Here is a 15928-nt window from a genome sequence, read left to right as displayed (position 1 = left end):
GGAAGGGAGGCGCATCCGCGGCCTATGTCCTCCCCCGCACTCTCCCCCATGAAAAAGCCCTGGGTCGTCATCGCCTGCGCGGCGTTCATCGTCACGCTCGCGATGGGCGTGCGCCAGTCGTTCGGCCTGTTCCTGCCGCAGATGAGCGTCGATATCGGCATCAGCCGCTCCGACTTCGGGCTTGCGATGGCGCTTCAGAACCTGCTCTTCGGCCTCGTTCAGCCCTTCGTCGGCGCGCTCGCCGACAAGCATGGCGCGGGGCGCGTCGTGCTCGGCGGGGCGCTGCTCTATGCGCTCGGGCTGATCGGCGCGGCGTTCGCGACCAACGCGATCGGGCTGCATATCAGTTTCGGACTGCTGATCGGTATGGCGCAGTCCGCGACGACCTTCGTCGTCGTGCTCGGTGCGGTCGGGCGCGTCGTCAGCCCCGAAAAGCGCAGCAGCGCGTTCGGTATCGTCACCGCGGGCGGCTCGCTCGGCCAGTTCCTCGTCGTGCCGCTCGCGTCGATGTTGCTCGGCGACATCGGCTATCACCAGACTTTGTGGATCATGGCGGGGCTCGTCGCGCTGTGCGGCCTGCTCGCAATCGGCGTTGCGGGTCGTACCGACACGCCCGGGACGCTGCAGGCCGAGGAGCAGACCGCGCGCGAGGCGCTGCGCGAAGCCGCCGTTCACCGCGGTTACTGGCTGCTCAACGCCGGCTTCTTCGTCTGCGGTTTCCACATCGCCTTCATCGCGACGCATCTTCCCGCCTATCTCGACGACAAGGGGCTGGGGATCGAGATCGGTGCACAGGTGCTCGCGCTCGTCGGGCTGTTCAACATCCTCGGCTCATATGTCTTCGGCCGCGCGGGCGACCTGATGCGCCAGAAATATGTGCTTTCGGCGCTCTACACCGCACGCTCGGCGGTGATCGCGCTCTTCCTCTTCCTGCCCTTGAGCCATGCGAGCGCGCTCGTCTTCGCGGGCGCGATGGGCTTCCTGTGGCTAGGCACCGTGCCGCTCACCAGCGGCATCGTCGGGCGCATCTTCGGCATCCGCTATCTCTCGATGCTCTATGGCATCGTGTTTTTGAGCCACCAGCTCGGCAGCTTCTTCGGCGCGTGGATGGCGGGGCTGATCTTCGACGCGACGGGCAGCTATAATATCGCATGGGGTTTCTCGATCGCGCTCGGGCTGTTCGCGGGGCTCGTCCACCTGCCGATCGCCGACGCGCCGGTCAAGCGGCTGCAACCGGCGTGAAGATCGCGCGGCAGGACTGGATCGCGCTTGCGCTGTTTGTCCTGATCGCGGCGGGCGGTTTGTGGCTGTGGACCGGCGCGGGGCCGGTCGTCTGGCTCACCAATTTCGCGATCATGTGCGGCTTCTAGCCGCTTACAGCGGTTCTTCGATCTCGGGCGTCCGGTGACAGATCGCATCGTCGCCGTCCTTGGGCACGGCGGGGTCGGGGAGCAGCCGGAACACATGCGCCCATATCGTCGCGGCGCGCTCGGGGCGCGTGCGCTTGTTCGCGACCACATCGATGAAGTCCCAGCACGCGACCGCGCTGCGCAGGAAATTGCTGTGCCCGGTCGACCCGCGCGACACGTCGGTCGTGTCGATCACGGTCAAGCCGGCGCGCGCGGCGGGGTAGCAGCGCTCGGGCAATCCCTTGGCTTTCAGCTCGGCCGCCTCGAACGGGTTGAAGCAATAGGGCGAGCCCAATCGCGGATAGCCGTGGATCGCGCGCGAGGCGGCGAGCGCCTTGTCGGCGCGCGATGTATAGACGGTGATCCGGCGACCCGCCGCGACGCGCCGCGCCGACAGCACTTCCTCCTCGATATCGCGCTCGAACGTTTCGCGGTCGATGTCGGGTGAGGCGAGGATGATGTTCGAGATATTGCTGCTGTCGGCGCTGCTCGACGTGCGGTCGACATAGGCGATCGCGGGAACCACGAGCCGAGCGCCGAGCGAGTGCGAGACGACCACGACCTCCTTCACCCAGCTCTGTTCGGCGAGCGATTTCAGGAAGTCGCGGAAATTGCGGACGTCGTGGTACATGTTCGTCTCGTCGACGACATAGCTCAGGACCTTGCCTTGCGACGGCCAGCTATATTCGATGATCGGGCCGTCGAACCCCGTCATGCGCGCGATCTGTGCCGCATCCTTCGACGTCGTCGAGAAATTCTCGCGATAGCCGTGGACATAGAGCAGGACACGCCCCTGCTTGCGGTCGGTCTCGGCCTGCAGCGCGCGCCACCAGTCGGCCGAGGTCTGGAAGGCGATCGGCGCGAGCAGCTTCTTTTTCTTGCCGACCTCGACCTCGCGCGGTGCGTTGAAGCGGCCATATCGCATCTGGTCGCCGCGGTGGTGGAGCAGCTCGATATCGGCGGTGCGGCAGTCGGGCAGGCGGCTCGTCGCGAAGAAATAGGGCAGCGCTTCGCCATCGACCACCGCGCCCGGCTGCGCAGTACAGCGCGGGTCGGCGACATATTCGGCATGGCGGATCTTGCCATAATCGACCGCCGCGATGCTGCACCCCGACAGGGGAATGACAGCAAGGGCGGCCAGCAGGCGCGTCATTCGCACCGCGGATTCATCTTTGAAAAGCCTGACACATTCGCCGACGCTGGCAGAGGATGGCGGGCTTTGGAAGCGAGAAATCGATCCGGCGGATGCGCTGGCGCCCGGTTCGCTTATTTGCCGACGACGCTCTCGGGCAGATCCTCGCCGAACACGCGCTGATAATATTCGGCGACGATCATCCGCTCGGCCTCGTCGCATTTGTTGAGGAACGAGAGCCGGAAAGCGAAGCCGATATTGTTGAAGATCGCGGTATTCTGCGCCCAGCTGATCACGGTGCGCGGCGACATCACGGTCGAGATATCGCCGTTGATGAAGCCCTGACGCGTCAAATCGGCGACCTTGACCATGTTCGCGACGGTCGTCTCGTCGGTGTTCGGCACCTTCGCAAGGATGATCGCGCTTTCGGTCGCGGCGGGCAGATAGTTCAGCGTGACGACGATGTTCCAGCGGTCCATCTGGCCCTGGTTGATCTGCTGCGTCCCATGATAGAGCCCGCTCGTGTCGCCGAGGCCGACGGTGTTCGCGGTCGAGAACAGGCGGAAATGCGGGTTCGGGCGGATCACGCGGTTCTGGTCGAGCAGGGTCAGCTTGCCCTCGGTCTCGAGCACGCGCTGGATCACGAACATCACGTCGGGGCGGCCCGCATCATATTCGTCGAAGACGAGCGCGGTCGGGGTCTGCAGCGCCCAGGGGAGCAGGCCCTCGCGGAATTCGGTGACCTGCTGCCCGTCGCGCAGCACGATCGCGTCGCGGCCGACAAGGTCGATACGGCTGATATGCGCATCGAGATTGACGCGGATGCACGGCCATTTGAGCCGCGCCGCGACCTGTTCGATATGCGTCGACTTGCCGGTGCCGTGATAGCCCTGCACCATCACGCGGCGGTTATATTTGAAGCCTGCGAGGATCGCGAGCGTCGTATCGCCGTCGAAGACGTAAGCGGGATCGAGGTCGGGGACGCGCTCGTCGGCCTCGCTGAACGCCGGCACCTTCATGTCGATATCGACCCCGAACAGCTCGCGCGCATCGACCTCGACATCGGGCGCCGCAAGCAGCGTCGAGCCGTGGTGGTCGGGAAGGCTGTTCGGAATATCGGTCATGTCTTCGATCGCTTTCAAATCTTATTCCCTTCTCCCTTGAGGGGAGAAGGATACGCAGCCTTATCGCGACGCGATTAGGCGAAGTTGGATGAGGGTGGGCGAAGCGAAGCTTCGTGCGAGCCTGCGGCTCGCCTACCCCTCTCCCAGCTTCGACTAGCGAACAAGTTCGCGAGTCTTCGCAACCCTCTCCCCCAAGGGGAGAGGGAAGAGTGCTAGCGCGGTATCGTCATGGGTTGCGGCTTGCAACGCCTTTTCAGAGCAAACCGAGCGCCTTCATCACCGCCGACTGGTCATAATAGGGACGTTCGCAGACGATCTTGTCGCCGCCCGGCGCGAATTCGAAGCTCGCGGCCATACGAATGCGGAACGCCTTGCCCGTCGGTTCGATCGTGCGCAGGCCGAGCTTCAGCGGGCCAGTGTGCGTGCCGGTCAGCCAGAATTCGACGAGCACCGTGTTCGTGTCCGCGTCGGCGGCGATCGCGATGACCTCGTTCGCCTGATCGGGAAAGGGTTCGCGCGACGTGGCGAAATAGGACCGCACCGCCGCTTCGCCGTCGAAGATCGTGCCGGGGCCCATCAACTCGTATCGTGGGTGGTCGAAGGTCGCGAGGACGCCGTCCCAATCGTGCGTGATCTCGAGCGCCATGTGCCGGCGCACCACTTCGATCCGTGCTTCGTCGAGGTCGGTCATCGTGCGTCTCCCTATGCGAAAGCCTTTGTCTTCCTCAGCAATTGATACGCCTGGACGACTTCGCCCAGCCGCGCTTCGAAACTGCGATCGCCGCCATTGCGGTCGGGATGATATTTGCGCACGAGCTCGCTGTAGCGCCGCCGCAGCGCTGCGCGGTCGGCGTCGGCGGGCAGCGCGAGCAACTGCATCGCGGCATGCTCCTCGCGCGACAGGCCGGGATTCTTCGCCTCGCGCCGCGCCTCGTCCATCCGCTGGCGAAAGCGCGCGCCGAGCGCGTCGATCGGGTCCTTGAAATCGGCCCAGCGCGGCGGCAGGTCGGCGCTGCCCGCGGGGCGGAAGGTGCGGCTTTCGGTTTCCCACCCCGCCGTCGGCGACTGCGCCTCCATGATCTGGTCGGCGGTCATGCCGTCGAAGAAATTATAACCCGCGTTGAATTCGCGCACATGGTCGAGGCACAGCCAGCGATATTGCGGCGGGCCGTCGGGCGAGCGCGTCCATGCCATCGGCGCGCGGAATTCGCCGGGTTCGCGGCATCCGGGCGCGGCGCAGGACTCCTCGCGGGGGACGCGGCCATGAAAACGGGACGGGCGTGCAGAAGAAGGCACAACAGACTTTCGAGAGGCGTTGGAGGTCTTATAATTTGGCGACGAAGCGCTTATGGTCAACCCCATGAGCAGCAAAGGCCCCGTACAGCAAGAGATGGAAAGCCTGCTCAGCGCAGCCTTTCCCGACGCGAATTTCATCCTGAGCAACGACAGCGCCAGCCACCACGGCCATATGGGCGACGACGGCAGCGGCGAGTCGCATTTTAGCCTGAGCATCGAATGGGCGGGCTTTGCCGGACAGAACCGCGTCGCGCGCCAGCGCGCGGTGAACAAGGCGCTCGGCGACCTGCCGGGCCAGCGCGTCCACGCGCTCGCGATCAAGGCGACCGCGCCGGGAGAATGACGATGCCGGACAAGGTGAACCTGGCCGACGCCTTTGCGAAAATTCCCGACGCGTGGAACCCGCGCGTCGCGGGCGACATCAATGATTTTCAGGTCAAGCTGGTCAAGCTCGACGGCAAGTTCGACTGGCACCATCATGACCAAGAGGACGAACTCTTCCTTGTCGTCGCCGGCCGGATGAAGATGGCGTTTCGCAACCGCGACGTGATCGTCGAGCCCGGCGAGTTCATCATCGTCCCGCACGGCGTCGAACATTGCCCCGAGGCGCTGGACGGCGAATGTCAGGTGCTGCTGCTCGAACCGAATTCGACCCTCAACACCGGTAATGTCGAAACCGAAAAGACGCGGCTGACGCTGGAAAGACTGGACTGACCATGGACATCATCACTCCCTCGACCCACGACCTCGGCGCCTTCGAAGTGCGCCGCACGCTGCCGAACAAGGCGCGCACGATGGTCGGCCCCTTCATCTTCGTCGACCAGTTCGGTCCGGCGCATTTCGACATCGGCCGCGGCATGGACGTGCGCCCGCACCCGCACATCAACCTCGCCACCGTTACCTATCTGTTCGAAGGCGCGATCGACCATCGCGACAGCATTGGCACCTTCGCGACGATCCGCCCGGGGGCGTGCAATTTGATGACCGCGGGCAGCGGCATCGTCCATTCGGAGCGCACTCCCGTCGCCGAGCGTGCGACCGGTTCGCCGATTTCGGGCATGCAGACCTGGCTCGCGCTACCCGACGGCAAGGAAGAGATTGACGCGGCGTTCGAGCATGTCGCGAAGGAGGATCTGCCGCTGGTCGAGGACAGCGGCGTATCGGCGCGCGTCATCATGGGCAGCCTGTGGGGCGCGACCTCGCCGATCACGCAGCACGCCGCGACCATCTATGCCGACATCTTGATGAACGCCGGCGCGACGATCCCGATCGACGCCGAGGCGGACGAGCGAGCGGTGCTGGTTGCGCTCGGCGACGCGAGCCTCGATGGCGAAGCGCTCGACCGTTACAGCCTCTATATCCTCAAGCCCGGGCAGGCGATGACGCTCCGCGCCGAAACCGACGCGCGCGTGATGCTGCTTGGCGGCGAGGCGTTCAGGACGCCGCGCCATGTCTTCTGGAATTTCGTGAGCTCCAGCCGCGACCGTATCAACCAGGCGAAGCACGACTGGAAGGACCGCAAATTCCCGCTCGTCCCCGGCGACAGCGAGGAGTTCATCCCGATTCCCGAAGTGCCGAAGACGGTAAGCTATCCGTAGGTCTGCTTTCGACCGATTGCAGACATTCAGCTTCGTGATAGTCTGGACACCGCACAAATCGGCCGGGGACAAGATTTGAAGACTGTAAAGGAAATCGGGGGAGCGGTTCTCTGGCTCCTAATTGTTTATGCGGTGTACTGTCTTATGACAATCTCGGCCGACATTGCATTTTGCCCCGATATTGAAATTCGAATCGGCGACCCTGTGCCTGACCATGGGTGCCAAACGGATATGCTGGCTGCAGCCGCATATTATGGAGCGCCCATCGTCGGCGCTGCATTGATGGCGTTAATCTATTGGGCGCTGGGAGACCGTAGAAATAGCTAGTTTAGATACGTCGGTATCGCTCCGGCCGTAGCACGAACGTCCGCTTCCCACCCCATAGCGGACGTGCCCGCCTTTCCTGTCTCCTTCGCCCAACGACCCCGCCATTTGTTCCAGCTTGCCAGTCGCAACGATCCTCGCCAGATTGGTTTCGAAAAGAAACCAAAGGAGCGAAATGGATGATCGGCGATTTCGAACAGCAGCGCGTAAAGCTTGCGACGGGAGTCGAACTCGACGTCGTCGACATGGGGCCGCGCGACGCGCCGGTCCTCATCTTTCTCCACGGCTTTCCTGAATCGCACCGGACCTGGCGCTATCAGCTGCCGCATTTCGCGGGCCGCTTCCGCTGCATCGCGCCCGACCAGCGCGGCTATCGCGGCTCGTCGAAACCGCAGGACGCCGAATCCTATACGCCCGACAAGCTGATCGCCGATATCTTCGCGCTCGCCGATGCGCTCGGCGTCGGCGAGTTCACGATCGTCGGTCACGATTGGGGCGGGGCGATCGCCTGGGGCGTCGCGCTCGGCGGCCAGCCGGGCGGACTCCATCCGGCGTGGGCAGGGCGGGTCACGCGTGCGGTGATCGCCAACGCACCGCATCCCGCTATTTTCCAGCGGCTGCTCGCGACCAATGAAGATCAGCGCGCGGCGAGCCAATATATCCGCACCTTTCGCGATCCGGCGAGCGACACGATCATCGAGGAGCATGGCATCGCGGGCATTCTCGCCCATGCCTTTGCCGGGCGTGTGCCGAGCGGCGGGTTGCAGCCCGCCGACGAGATCGGCCGGTTGCTGAAGGACTGGGAGGATCGCGACGCCTGCCGCGCGATGATCAACTGGTATCGCGGTTCGACGATCAACGTGCCCGCGATGGACGAACCCTATGCCGAGCCGCCCGCGGTGCCGTTCCCGAAACTGGCCATCCCGACGCTCGTCATCTGGGCGCTCGACGATGTCGCGCTGCCGCCGTGCAACCTCGACGGCATGGAGGAACTCGTGCCCGACGTGACGATCGTCCGAGTCCCCGACTGCGGCCATTTCGTGCCGTGGGAGGCACCCGATGCGGTCAATCGCGCGATCGATGAATTCCTCGCGGCAAAATAAACAAGGCTATCGTTTCGTTCAGAAAAAAGTGGCGGGCGGCGATTGCGCCGCCCGCCGTCGGGGGGGTCTGTTCATGCGTGTCTGGGGCACGCGTATTAGCCTGGCCCACGCCTCATTTGTCTCGGCTGCGACTAAGGCCGAGGACTTGGGGTAGGGCGATTTAACCATATTGTTGCGCAATATGGCAGGCTTTCACATTTTCCCATTCTTGCCATACTCATGCGATGGAAGTGGGTAGACTCAGGGTCGCCTCGATCGTTGACCGGATCGATGGCCCGTCGAACTGGACGATCGAGCGCGATGTCCATGTGCTGATCCTGTACGAGGCGGGAAGCTATCATTGGCTCGAAACATGGCTGGACGATCAGCGGACGTCGCTTGGCGATCCGTTGCCCGGCGAAATGTGGTTGATACCCGCCGGTCAGACATACCGCGGCACGGCAAAGGGCGGCGCGGTCCGCACGATCGAGGTCGAGATTCCGGTAACGCTTCTGACCGTCGCCCCCGATACGCGTGCGCTCGCGGCGCATCACGACCTTGCGCTGGCCGCGCTTGTCCGGGCCTTGCTCGCGAACGATGCCGCCGCCGCCGATCCGCTCGTCACGATCCTCGCCAAGACGCTTCAGGGCATGGCCGGGCGTCCCGAATCGCCCGCCATCGCCCAGCGCATCAACGATCTGATGGCTTTCATCCAGACCCAGCTCGAAGTGTCGCTGACGGTCGAGGATATGGCGGCCGAGGCGGGCATGTCGGTCAACAGCCTGATCGTCCATTTCGCCCGCGCGACTGGCCGCACCCCGGCACAATATGTGCTGCACCAGCGGCTGCGCCACGCCTGCTGGTTCCTGATGAACCGTCCGCTGTCGATCGCCGAGATCGCCTTTGCGACCGGCTTTTCGAGCCATGCGCATCTTTGCGCGATCTTCCGCCGCAAGATCGGCATGTCGCCGGGCGATTGGCGCCGGCGGCATCGGTCGGATATTCTGCCAGATGAAGGGGAGGAATAGGGATGTCGCACACGACCATCATGCTGCTGGCCGGGCTCGTCCTGCTGATCCTGCTGCGCCTTGCGATCAGGGATGCGGCGTGGGCGACGCGGCTGTTCCTCATCCTGTGGTTGCTTGTCGCCATCGGCAATCTGCTCGTCGGCGTGCTCTATGCCGGCTACGGCTGGGCCGAGGAGGCGGGGATCGCGCTGATCGTCTTCGGCGTACCCGCGGCGCTGGCGCTATTCGCGCGCCGCTTCTGGCGTTAGCTATCGGGCCGCAGCAGGCAGCCGCTCGCCCCCGCGTAGCGCGCGCTGCGCGAGGCGAGCAGCGGCACGCTGCCGGTCACCGTCCTGGTCGCGGGATCTTCGCTGAGCGACACCATTTCCATCCCCGGCTCGAAATCGCTCTGGCAGCTTTCAAGGCTGCGACCCTGCACATAGCGGCATGAACAGCCGACGCGCGCGGCATAGGCCGAACCCAGCTCGGCCTGCGCCTTGACCGACGGGAATTTCCAGATCGCGAAGATCGCAAGCAGCACGGAAAGCCCGATCGCCCAAGGCAGGCAGCCGCCCGAGCGGCTCGGTTTTTTCGCAGGAGGTGCGGGAGCCGCGGGCGGCGGCCCAGAGGCCGGTGCAGGGGCCGGCGTCTCGCCCGTTGTCGGCCCGGTCGGATTAATGTTATTCACTTGATCCATGATCACGAAAAAACGGCTGCTGGCAAGTGCCGCCCTCGCGATGCTCGGCGTCTGGTCGCTGACGCAGGCGGCGGGGCAGGGCAATATGGCGCCCGCATCGCCGGCGCCGAAATTCGGTGCATCGCTCGATGGCGTCGCGGCGGTCGACACGCCGCAGGCGCTGCCTGCATTGCCCGCCGCGATCCGCGCGCGCGCCGACGCATTGTTCGCCGATGCCGAAGATGTCGGGCAGACACGCGCGCTGCTCGTGCTGCGCGACGGTGAGCCGATCTACGAACGCTATGCCGCGGGCTTCGGCCCCGAATCGAAACTGATCAGCTGGTCGATGGCGAAAAGCATCACCGCGGTGCTCACCGGTTTCCTCGTCGCCGACGGGCAATTGTCGCTCGACGGGCCGGCACCCGTGGAGGCGTGGCAGCGCAGCGGCGATCCGCGCGGGGCGATTACGCTCAGAAACCTGCTCCACATGTCGTCGGGGCTCGAGCATGTCGAAAATGGCGATCCGGTGTGGCAGGGCGATACCGTCGCGATGCTGTTCGGGACCGGCGCGGGCGATATGGCGAGTTTCGCTGAAGCCAAACCTGCGGCCGCGCAGCCCGACGAGGTGTTCAACTACAGCTCGGCGACCAGCGTGATCCTCGCGGACGTCATCGCCGACACGCTGACGCCATCGCAAAATCCCGATGCGCGCCGCGATGCGATGCGCGACTTCATCGGCGGGCGGCTGGTCGAACCGCTCGGGATGACCAGCCTCACCCCCGAATATGATGCGAAGGGCACGATGATCGGCGGCTCGATCATGCACGCGACCGCGCGCGACTATGCGAAGTTCGGCGAGTTCCTGCGCAACCATGGCGTCGTGAACGGCCAGCGATTGCTCCCCGAAACCTGGATGCGCTTCATGCTGACCCCGTCGGCGAACGACGCGGGCTATGGCGGGCATATCTGGCTCAACCGGAAACGTCCTGCTGGGGTCACGCCCGCGCTTTGGCCCGACCGCGGTCCGAACGATCTGTTCGCCTGCATCGGTCATCAGGGGCAATATATCATCGTCTCGCCGTCGCAGCGGCTGACGATCGTGCGGCTCGGCGTCACCAACGACGATCAGTTTCCCGAACTGCGCCGTCATCTCGCCGATTTGACGGCGGCGCTTTGAGGCGCAGGTTCGACGCCCGCTTTGGGGTTGGGTGATGCCATTCGCTACTTTCGTCATCCCCGCGAAAGCGGGGACCCAGAGCGTCCGTCGGCTGGCCCGCTCTGGGTTCCCGCTTTCGCGGGAATGACGAAGAAAAGAAGTGGTGCGGCAGCCTTGGTCGAAAGCCAGCTAGCTTCGGCCTTATAAAAGGAAATCCCCGACCAGCGTCGTGACGCAGGTGCCCGTGAGTTCGACCATGTCGCCGTCGAGGCGGCAGCCGACATGGCCGCCGCGCGCGCTCGCCTGATACGCCGCGAAACGGTCGCGCCCCAGCCGCACCGTCCAATAGGGGGTGAGCACGCTGTGCGCCGACCCGGTGACCGGATCCTCGTCGATCCCGGCGCCGGGCGCGAAAGCGCGGCTGACGACGTCGGCGCCCGACGGGTCGCCGGCGCCCGGCGCGGTCGCGATATAGAGGATGTCGCCGCCTTCTTTCAGCGCGCGCAGGTTGGGAGAGAGCGCGCGGATGCTCGCGGCGTCGCGATAGGCGATCAGCGCATAGCCGCCATCGTGCCACATCGTCTCGACCGGATCGCCGCCGAGCGCGCGGACGATGTCGGGCATCGCCTTCGGCGCGGGGGTATAGGCGGGCAGCGCCATCCTGTATCCGTCGTCCTCGCCGTTCCGCGCGACGCGCAGGATACCGGCCTTGCGCGTGCGGAACGTCATGTCGCTCCGCCACTGCGCCGCGGTCAGCAGAACATGTCCGCTCGCCAGCGTTGCGTGGCCGCACAGCGCGACCTCGACGCCCGGGGTAAACCAGCGCAGCTCATAATCGGCCTCGTCGCTTTCGTCGGGCACCAGAAAGGCGGTTTCGGCGAGATTATTCTCCGCCGCGATCGCCTGCAACGTCGCGTCGTCGAGCCATTCCTCGAGCGGCATCACCGCGGCGGGATTACCCGTAAAGGGGCGATCGGCAAAGGCATCGACCTGGGTGATCGGCAGGCGGCGGGGTGCGCTCATGGATATAGCAATCCTTTCGTCCAGCCATCACCGGCGCGGGTGAAGACGGTGCGCTCGTGCAGCCGGTGGGCGCGATCCTGCCAGAATTCGATCGCCGAAGGATTAACGCACCAGCCCGACCAGCGCGGCGGGCGCGGCACATCCTGTCCCTCGAACCGCGCCTGCATGTCCTCGAAGCGCGCCTCGAACGTCTCGCGGCTGTCGAGCGGCCGCGACTGGTCGCTCGCCCATGCGCCAAGCTGGCTGTCGCGGCTGCGCGTCGCGAAATAGGCGTCGGCGACGCTGTCGTCGACCGGCGTCACCGCGCCCTCGATGCGAATCTGCCGGCGCAGCGATTTCCAGTGAAAGAGCAAAGCGACATGCGGGTTCGCCGCCAGCTCGCCGCCCTTGCGGCTGTCGAGATTGGTATAGAAGATAAAGCCATCGGGCCCATGCCCCTTGAGCAAGACCATGCGCAGCGACGGGTGCCCGTCGGGCGTCGTCGTCGCGAGCGCCATCGCGTTGGCGTCATTGGGTTCGCTGGCGCGCGCTTCGGTGAACCAGCTGTCGAACAGGGCAAAGGGATCGTCGCTCATCCGCGCGGTCATAATGCGCCGCGAGTGCAGGGTCGAGCGCGATCATGAGGGAACTTGACCTGCAGCGGCACATTACCACATCGACGCGCAATCGGGCTTCACGCCCAGTCACTTATCGGGCTACAGGAGCAAAATGGCCGATCCCTATTCCACCCTGGGCGTTGCGAAGAGTGCAAGCGAAGCGGAAATCAAGTCCGCGTACCGCAAGCTCGCCAAGGAATTGCACCCCGACAAGAACAAGGACAACCCGAAGGCGTCGGAGAAATTCTCCGATGTCACCAAGGCGTATGACATCTTGTCCGACAAGACGAAGCGCGCGCAGTTCGACCGCGGCGAGATCGACGGCGAGGGCAATCCCGCGATGCCCTTCGGCTATGGCGGTGGCGGCGGTTTCCGCGGGGACCAGCGCACCGGCCCCGGCGGTTTCAGCGGTTTCGGCAACGAGAGTTCCGATTTCGGCGATATTTTCGAAGGGCTGTTCGGCGGCCGCGGTAGCAGTTCGGGCGGCGGGCCGTTCGGCGGCTTCGGCGGGCGCAGCGCGCCGCCGCAAAAGGGCGCCAATGTCGCCTATCGCCTGTCGGTCAGCTTCATCGACGCCGCGACGCAGGCGCCGCAGCGCATCGCGCTCGCCGACGGCGCGACGATCGACCTGAAATTGCCCGCCGGGGTCGAAACCGGCACGCAGATGCGGCTGGCGGGCAAGGGGCAGGCGGGGCCGGGGGGCACCGGCGACGGGATCGTGACGATCACGGTTAAGGACCATCCCTTTTACGAGCGCGAGGGCGCGAACATCCGCCTCGACCTGCCGGTGACGCTGAACGAGGCGGTCAAGGGCGCGAAGATCAAGGTTCCGACCGTCGACGGCCCGGTGATGCTCTCGATCCCCGCGGGCTCGTCGTCGGGCAAGGTGATGCGCCTCAAGGGCAAGGGTTTCAGCCAGAAAAGCGGCGGCCGCGGCGACCAGCTCGTGCGGCTGATGGTCGACCTGCCCGCCGACGATGCGGCGCTGATCAAGCTGCTCACCGAATGGACCGATCCGCGCGACGTACGGGCGGAGCTTGGCGTGTGATGCGTGGCTGACGCCCGCGAGAAAAAGATCGTCGCCGCGCTCGAGCGCGAGGTGGCCGACGAGGTCGGCAAGGAATTTCTGGCCGAAGGCCATTCGCCGCATTCGCCCGAGGCGCGCGCCGAACGCGCCAAGCGCGTCAAGTTGCGCGCCCGCGCACAGGGCGTGATCGACCGCGGCCGCGAACAGCTCGGACCGGGCACCCGCGCCTGGCGCGTCGCCCGCCGCGTCGTCGTCGGCACCTATACCGACGGCTTCATCCATGCGGGCAATCTCGCCTATCTGGCGTTGATCGCGCTCTTTCCCTTCTTCATCCTGCTCGCCGCCGCGCTGTCGATCTTTGGCGGCAGCGTCGGCGGCGAACGGGCGATCGAGGCGGTCTTCTCGACGATGCCGCCGACGGTCGCCAAGGCGCTGTCGGGTCCGATTCGCGAAGTGATGACCGCACGCACCGGCATCTTCCTCTGGCTCGGCGCGCTCGTCGCGCTGTGGACCGTCGGCAGCCTGATCGAGACGGTGCGCGACATCCTCCGCCGCGCCTATGGCACGCATTTTTCGAAGGGCTTTTTTCACTATCGCCTGCTGTCGATCGGTATCATCACCGGGGCGGTCGTGCTGATGCTGCTGTCGTTCAGCATGCAGGTGCTGATCGTCGGGGTCGAACAGTTCGTGACGCGCGTGCTGCCCGAACAATATCAGTCGTTCGGGGTCGTCCTGATCTCGCGCGGGGTGTCGGGTTTCGGGCTGTTTCTCGCCATCTATATGCTCTTCTACAGCCTGACGCCCTCCAAATACCGCCGGCTGAAAAAATGTCCGAAATGGCCGGGCGCACTGTTCACGACCTTGTGGTGGATCGGCGTCACGCTCGCGCTGCCGCCGCTGCTCGCCGGCCTGCTCAGCTATGACGCAACCTACGGCAGCCTCGCGGGTGTGATGGTCGCGCTTTTCTTCTTCTACCTCGTCGGATTGGGTATGGTGATGGGCGCCGAACTCAATGCCGCATTGGTAGAGGTTGAGGATTTGGGCCACGACGCTATTGGGCGCGTCGACGATATGATTATTGAAGCCAAAAAGGCTGGAGTAGAAAAATGACGGGTCTGATGAAGGGCAAGCGCGGGCTGATTATGGGCCTCGCGAACGACAAGTCGCTTGCGTGGGGTATCGCCAAGGCGCTGCACGGCGCGGGCGCTGAACTCGCCATTTCGTACCAGGGCGACGTGATGCTGAAGCGCGTGAAGCCGCTCGCCGACGAACTCGGCTGCGATTTCCTGATCGATTGCGACGTGTCCGACATGGACAATCTCGACGCGGCCTTCGCGACGCTCTCGGCGCGCTGGCCGACGATCGACTTTGTCGTCCATGCGATCGGCTTTACCAACAAGGAGGCGCTGCGAGGGGCTTATGCCGATGTGACGCTCGACGACTTCCTGATGACGATGAACATCAGCGTCTACAGCTTCACCGCGGTCGCCAAGCGCGCGGCATCGATGATGACACCCTTCGACCCTGAAACGGGCAATGGCGGCGGTTCGCTGCTGACGCTCAGCTATTATGGCGCCGAAAAGGTGATCCCGCATTACAACGTCATGGGAGTCGCGAAGTCGGCGCTCGAAACCAGCGTCAAATATCTCGCGAACGATTACGGCCCGCAGGGCGTGCGCGTGAACGCGATCTCGGCTGGCCCGATCAAGACGCTCGCGGCGTCGGGGATCGGCGATTTCCGCCTGATCCTCAAATGGAACGAGCATAACGCCCCGCTGCGCCGCAACGTCACGATCGACGATGTCGGCGGCTCGGCGCTCTATCTGCTCAGCGACCTGTCATCGGGCGTCACCGGCGAAACGCATCATGTCGACGCGGGTTACCACACCGTCGGCATGAAGCAGGAAGATGCCCCGGATATCTCGCTTGTCTGACGCAGTCGGCATCCGCGCCGCGACGGCGGCGGATGCCGATGCCATCGACAGCGTCATTCGTGCGGCTTTCGCCGGGACCGATTTCGGTCATCAGGGCGAGGCCGAACTGGTGGGGATGATCGATGCGGACGGCGACACGCTGGTGTCGCTCGTTGCCGAACGCGACGGCGCGATCGTCGGGCATGTGTTGTTCAGCCGCATGGACGTCGAAGCCGATGGTGCCGCGCTTTCGGGCGCCGGCCTCGCTCCGGTGTCGGTTGTGCCCGGCAGCCAGGGGCAGGGCATCGGCGATGCGCTGATCCGCGCCGGGCTCGACGCACTTCGCGCGCAAGGCGTCGCGATCAGCTTCGTCCTCGGCCACGAGGCCTATTACCCGCGCTTCGGCTATTCGCCCGACCTCGCGACGCGCTTCGCGTCGCCCTTTGCCGGGCCGCATTTCATGGCGATGATGCTGGACTCGGACGCCGCTTGGCCGCTAGGCGGACGCGCGGATTACGCACCCGCATTCGGCCGGATGGCGTGAAGACCCTCTCCCCTTGGGGGA

At 64.9% G+C, this 15928-nt stretch carries 20 protein-coding genes; 13 read left to right on the top strand and 7 right to left on the bottom strand.

Annotation, left to right across the window (positions count from 1 at the left end; translation table 11 throughout):
- Positions 1-48 precede the first annotated feature (48 nt).
- Positions 49-1242 (top strand): MFS transporter, encoded by a 1194-nt coding sequence (locus ATE70_RS03780; RefSeq protein ID WP_197411381.1) that lies wholly within the window; start codon positions 49-51, stop codon positions 1240-1242.
- The gene (locus ATE70_RS25600) at positions 1239-1370 is read left to right on the top strand and encodes a hypothetical protein (RefSeq protein ID WP_269433270.1); all 132 of its coding nucleotides are present in this window, start codon (positions 1239-1241) and stop codon (positions 1368-1370) included. The genes ATE70_RS03780 and ATE70_RS25600 overlap by 4 nt, the downstream gene beginning before the upstream one ends.
- Before the next feature lie 4 nt (positions 1371-1374).
- Here the strand turns inward: ATE70_RS25600 and ATE70_RS03775 are convergent, their stop codons facing one another.
- The 4 genes from ATE70_RS03775 to ATE70_RS03760 all read right to left on the bottom strand — a co-directional run bounded on the left by ATE70_RS03775 (position 1375) and on the right by ATE70_RS03760 (position 4859).
- Positions 1375-2562 (bottom strand): alpha/beta hydrolase, encoded by a 1188-nt coding sequence (locus tag ATE70_RS03775; RefSeq protein WP_058536619.1) that lies wholly within the window; start codon positions 2560-2562, stop codon positions 1375-1377.
- 113 nt (positions 2563-2675) lie between these two features.
- On the bottom strand, positions 2676-3665 hold the full coding sequence (cobS, locus tag ATE70_RS03770) for a cobaltochelatase subunit CobS (RefSeq protein ID WP_058536980.1): 990 nt from the start codon (positions 3663-3665) through the stop codon (positions 2676-2678).
- Between the two features lie 253 nt (positions 3666-3918).
- Positions 3919-4356, bottom strand: a complete 438-nt coding sequence (locus ATE70_RS03765) for an ester cyclase (RefSeq protein ID WP_058536618.1) — start codon at positions 4354-4356, stop codon at positions 3919-3921.
- Positions 4357-4367: 11 nt separating this feature from the next.
- Complete coding sequence (locus tag ATE70_RS03760) at positions 4368-4859, bottom strand: J domain-containing protein (RefSeq protein ID WP_231732732.1); 492 nt, start codon at positions 4857-4859, stop codon at positions 4368-4370.
- 166 nt (positions 4860-5025) lie between these two features.
- Between ATE70_RS03760 and ATE70_RS03755 the strand changes: the two genes are divergently transcribed.
- The 6 genes from ATE70_RS03755 (at position 5026) to ATE70_RS03730 (ending at position 9241) form a co-directional block, all read left to right on the top strand.
- Positions 5026-5304: a BolA family protein gene (locus ATE70_RS03755; protein ID WP_231732731.1), complete on the top strand. Its 279-nt coding sequence runs from the start codon at positions 5026-5028 to the stop codon at positions 5302-5304.
- A gap of 2 nt (positions 5305-5306) precedes the next feature.
- Positions 5307-5675: a cupin domain-containing protein gene (locus ATE70_RS03750; protein WP_231732730.1), complete on the top strand. Its 369-nt coding sequence runs from the start codon at positions 5307-5309 to the stop codon at positions 5673-5675.
- A 2-nt stretch (positions 5676-5677) separates the two neighbouring features.
- Positions 5678-6559: a pirin family protein gene (locus ATE70_RS03745; protein WP_058536614.1), complete on the top strand. Its 882-nt coding sequence runs from the start codon at positions 5678-5680 to the stop codon at positions 6557-6559.
- Positions 6560-7062: 503 nt separating this feature from the next.
- Positions 7063-7986 carry an alpha/beta fold hydrolase gene (locus tag ATE70_RS03740; protein WP_058536613.1) on the top strand — a complete coding sequence of 308 codons (924 nt, stop codon included), beginning with the start codon at positions 7063-7065 and terminating at the stop codon, positions 7984-7986.
- A 224-nt stretch (positions 7987-8210) separates the two neighbouring features.
- A complete protein-coding gene (locus tag ATE70_RS03735; protein WP_058536612.1) occupies positions 8211-8993 on the top strand; it encodes an AraC family transcriptional regulator in 783 nt (260 codons plus the stop codon).
- A gap of 2 nt (positions 8994-8995) precedes the next feature.
- Positions 8996-9241 (top strand): hypothetical protein, encoded by a 246-nt coding sequence (locus ATE70_RS03730; RefSeq protein WP_058536611.1) that lies wholly within the window; start codon positions 8996-8998, stop codon positions 9239-9241.
- Here ATE70_RS03730 and ATE70_RS03725 read toward each other — a convergent pair.
- Positions 9238-9669 carry a hypothetical protein gene (locus ATE70_RS03725; protein WP_197411380.1) on the bottom strand — a complete coding sequence of 144 codons (432 nt, stop codon included), beginning with the start codon at positions 9667-9669 and terminating at the stop codon, positions 9238-9240. The genes ATE70_RS03730 and ATE70_RS03725 overlap by 4 nt on opposite strands.
- Here ATE70_RS03725 and ATE70_RS03720 point away from each other — a divergent pair.
- Entirely contained in the window at positions 9668-10825 is a 1158-nt protein-coding gene (locus ATE70_RS03720; RefSeq protein ID WP_058536610.1) for a serine hydrolase domain-containing protein, read from the top strand. The two genes, ATE70_RS03725 and ATE70_RS03720, sit on opposite strands and share 2 nt — an antisense overlap.
- 180 nt (positions 10826-11005) lie before the next feature.
- Here ATE70_RS03720 and ATE70_RS03715 read toward each other — a convergent pair whose 3' ends face one another.
- Complete coding sequence (locus ATE70_RS03715) at positions 11006-11827, bottom strand: PhzF family phenazine biosynthesis protein (RefSeq protein ID WP_058536609.1); 822 nt, start codon at positions 11825-11827, stop codon at positions 11006-11008.
- A complete protein-coding gene (gene pdxH, locus ATE70_RS03710) occupies positions 11824-12402 on the bottom strand; it encodes a pyridoxamine 5'-phosphate oxidase (protein ID WP_058536978.1) in 579 nt (192 codons plus the stop codon). The genes ATE70_RS03715 and pdxH overlap by 4 nt, the downstream gene beginning before the upstream one ends.
- Positions 12403-12535: 133 nt before the next feature.
- Between pdxH and ATE70_RS03705 the strand changes: the two genes are divergently transcribed.
- Genes ATE70_RS03705 through ATE70_RS03690 form a run of 4 tightly spaced genes read left to right on the top strand, consistent with a single transcriptional unit; the run spans position 12536 to position 15907 of the window.
- Positions 12536-13471 (top strand): DnaJ C-terminal domain-containing protein, encoded by a 936-nt coding sequence (locus ATE70_RS03705; protein WP_058536608.1) that lies wholly within the window; start codon positions 12536-12538, stop codon positions 13469-13471.
- 3 nt (positions 13472-13474) lie between these two features.
- The gene (locus tag ATE70_RS03700; RefSeq protein WP_082639924.1) at positions 13475-14560 is read left to right on the top strand and encodes a YihY/virulence factor BrkB family protein; all 1086 of its coding nucleotides are present in this window, start codon (positions 13475-13477) and stop codon (positions 14558-14560) included.
- Positions 14557-15384 carry an enoyl-ACP reductase FabI gene (gene fabI / locus ATE70_RS03695; RefSeq protein WP_058536607.1) on the top strand — a complete coding sequence of 276 codons (828 nt, stop codon included), beginning with the start codon at positions 14557-14559 and terminating at the stop codon, positions 15382-15384. Before ATE70_RS03700 ends, fabI begins: the two co-directional genes overlap by 4 nt.
- Entirely contained in the window at positions 15377-15907 is a 531-nt protein-coding gene (locus ATE70_RS03690) for a GNAT family N-acetyltransferase (protein ID WP_058536606.1), read from the top strand. The genes fabI and ATE70_RS03690 overlap by 8 nt, the downstream gene beginning before the upstream one ends.
- Positions 15908-15928 lie beyond the last annotated feature (21 nt).

Origin of the sequence: Sphingopyxis sp. H053, assembly GCF_001468225.1 — a bacterium.
In the GTDB taxonomy this organism is placed as follows: Bacteria; Pseudomonadota; Alphaproteobacteria; order Sphingomonadales; family Sphingomonadaceae; genus Sphingopyxis.
This window is presented reverse-complemented; position numbering and strand designations above follow the sequence as displayed.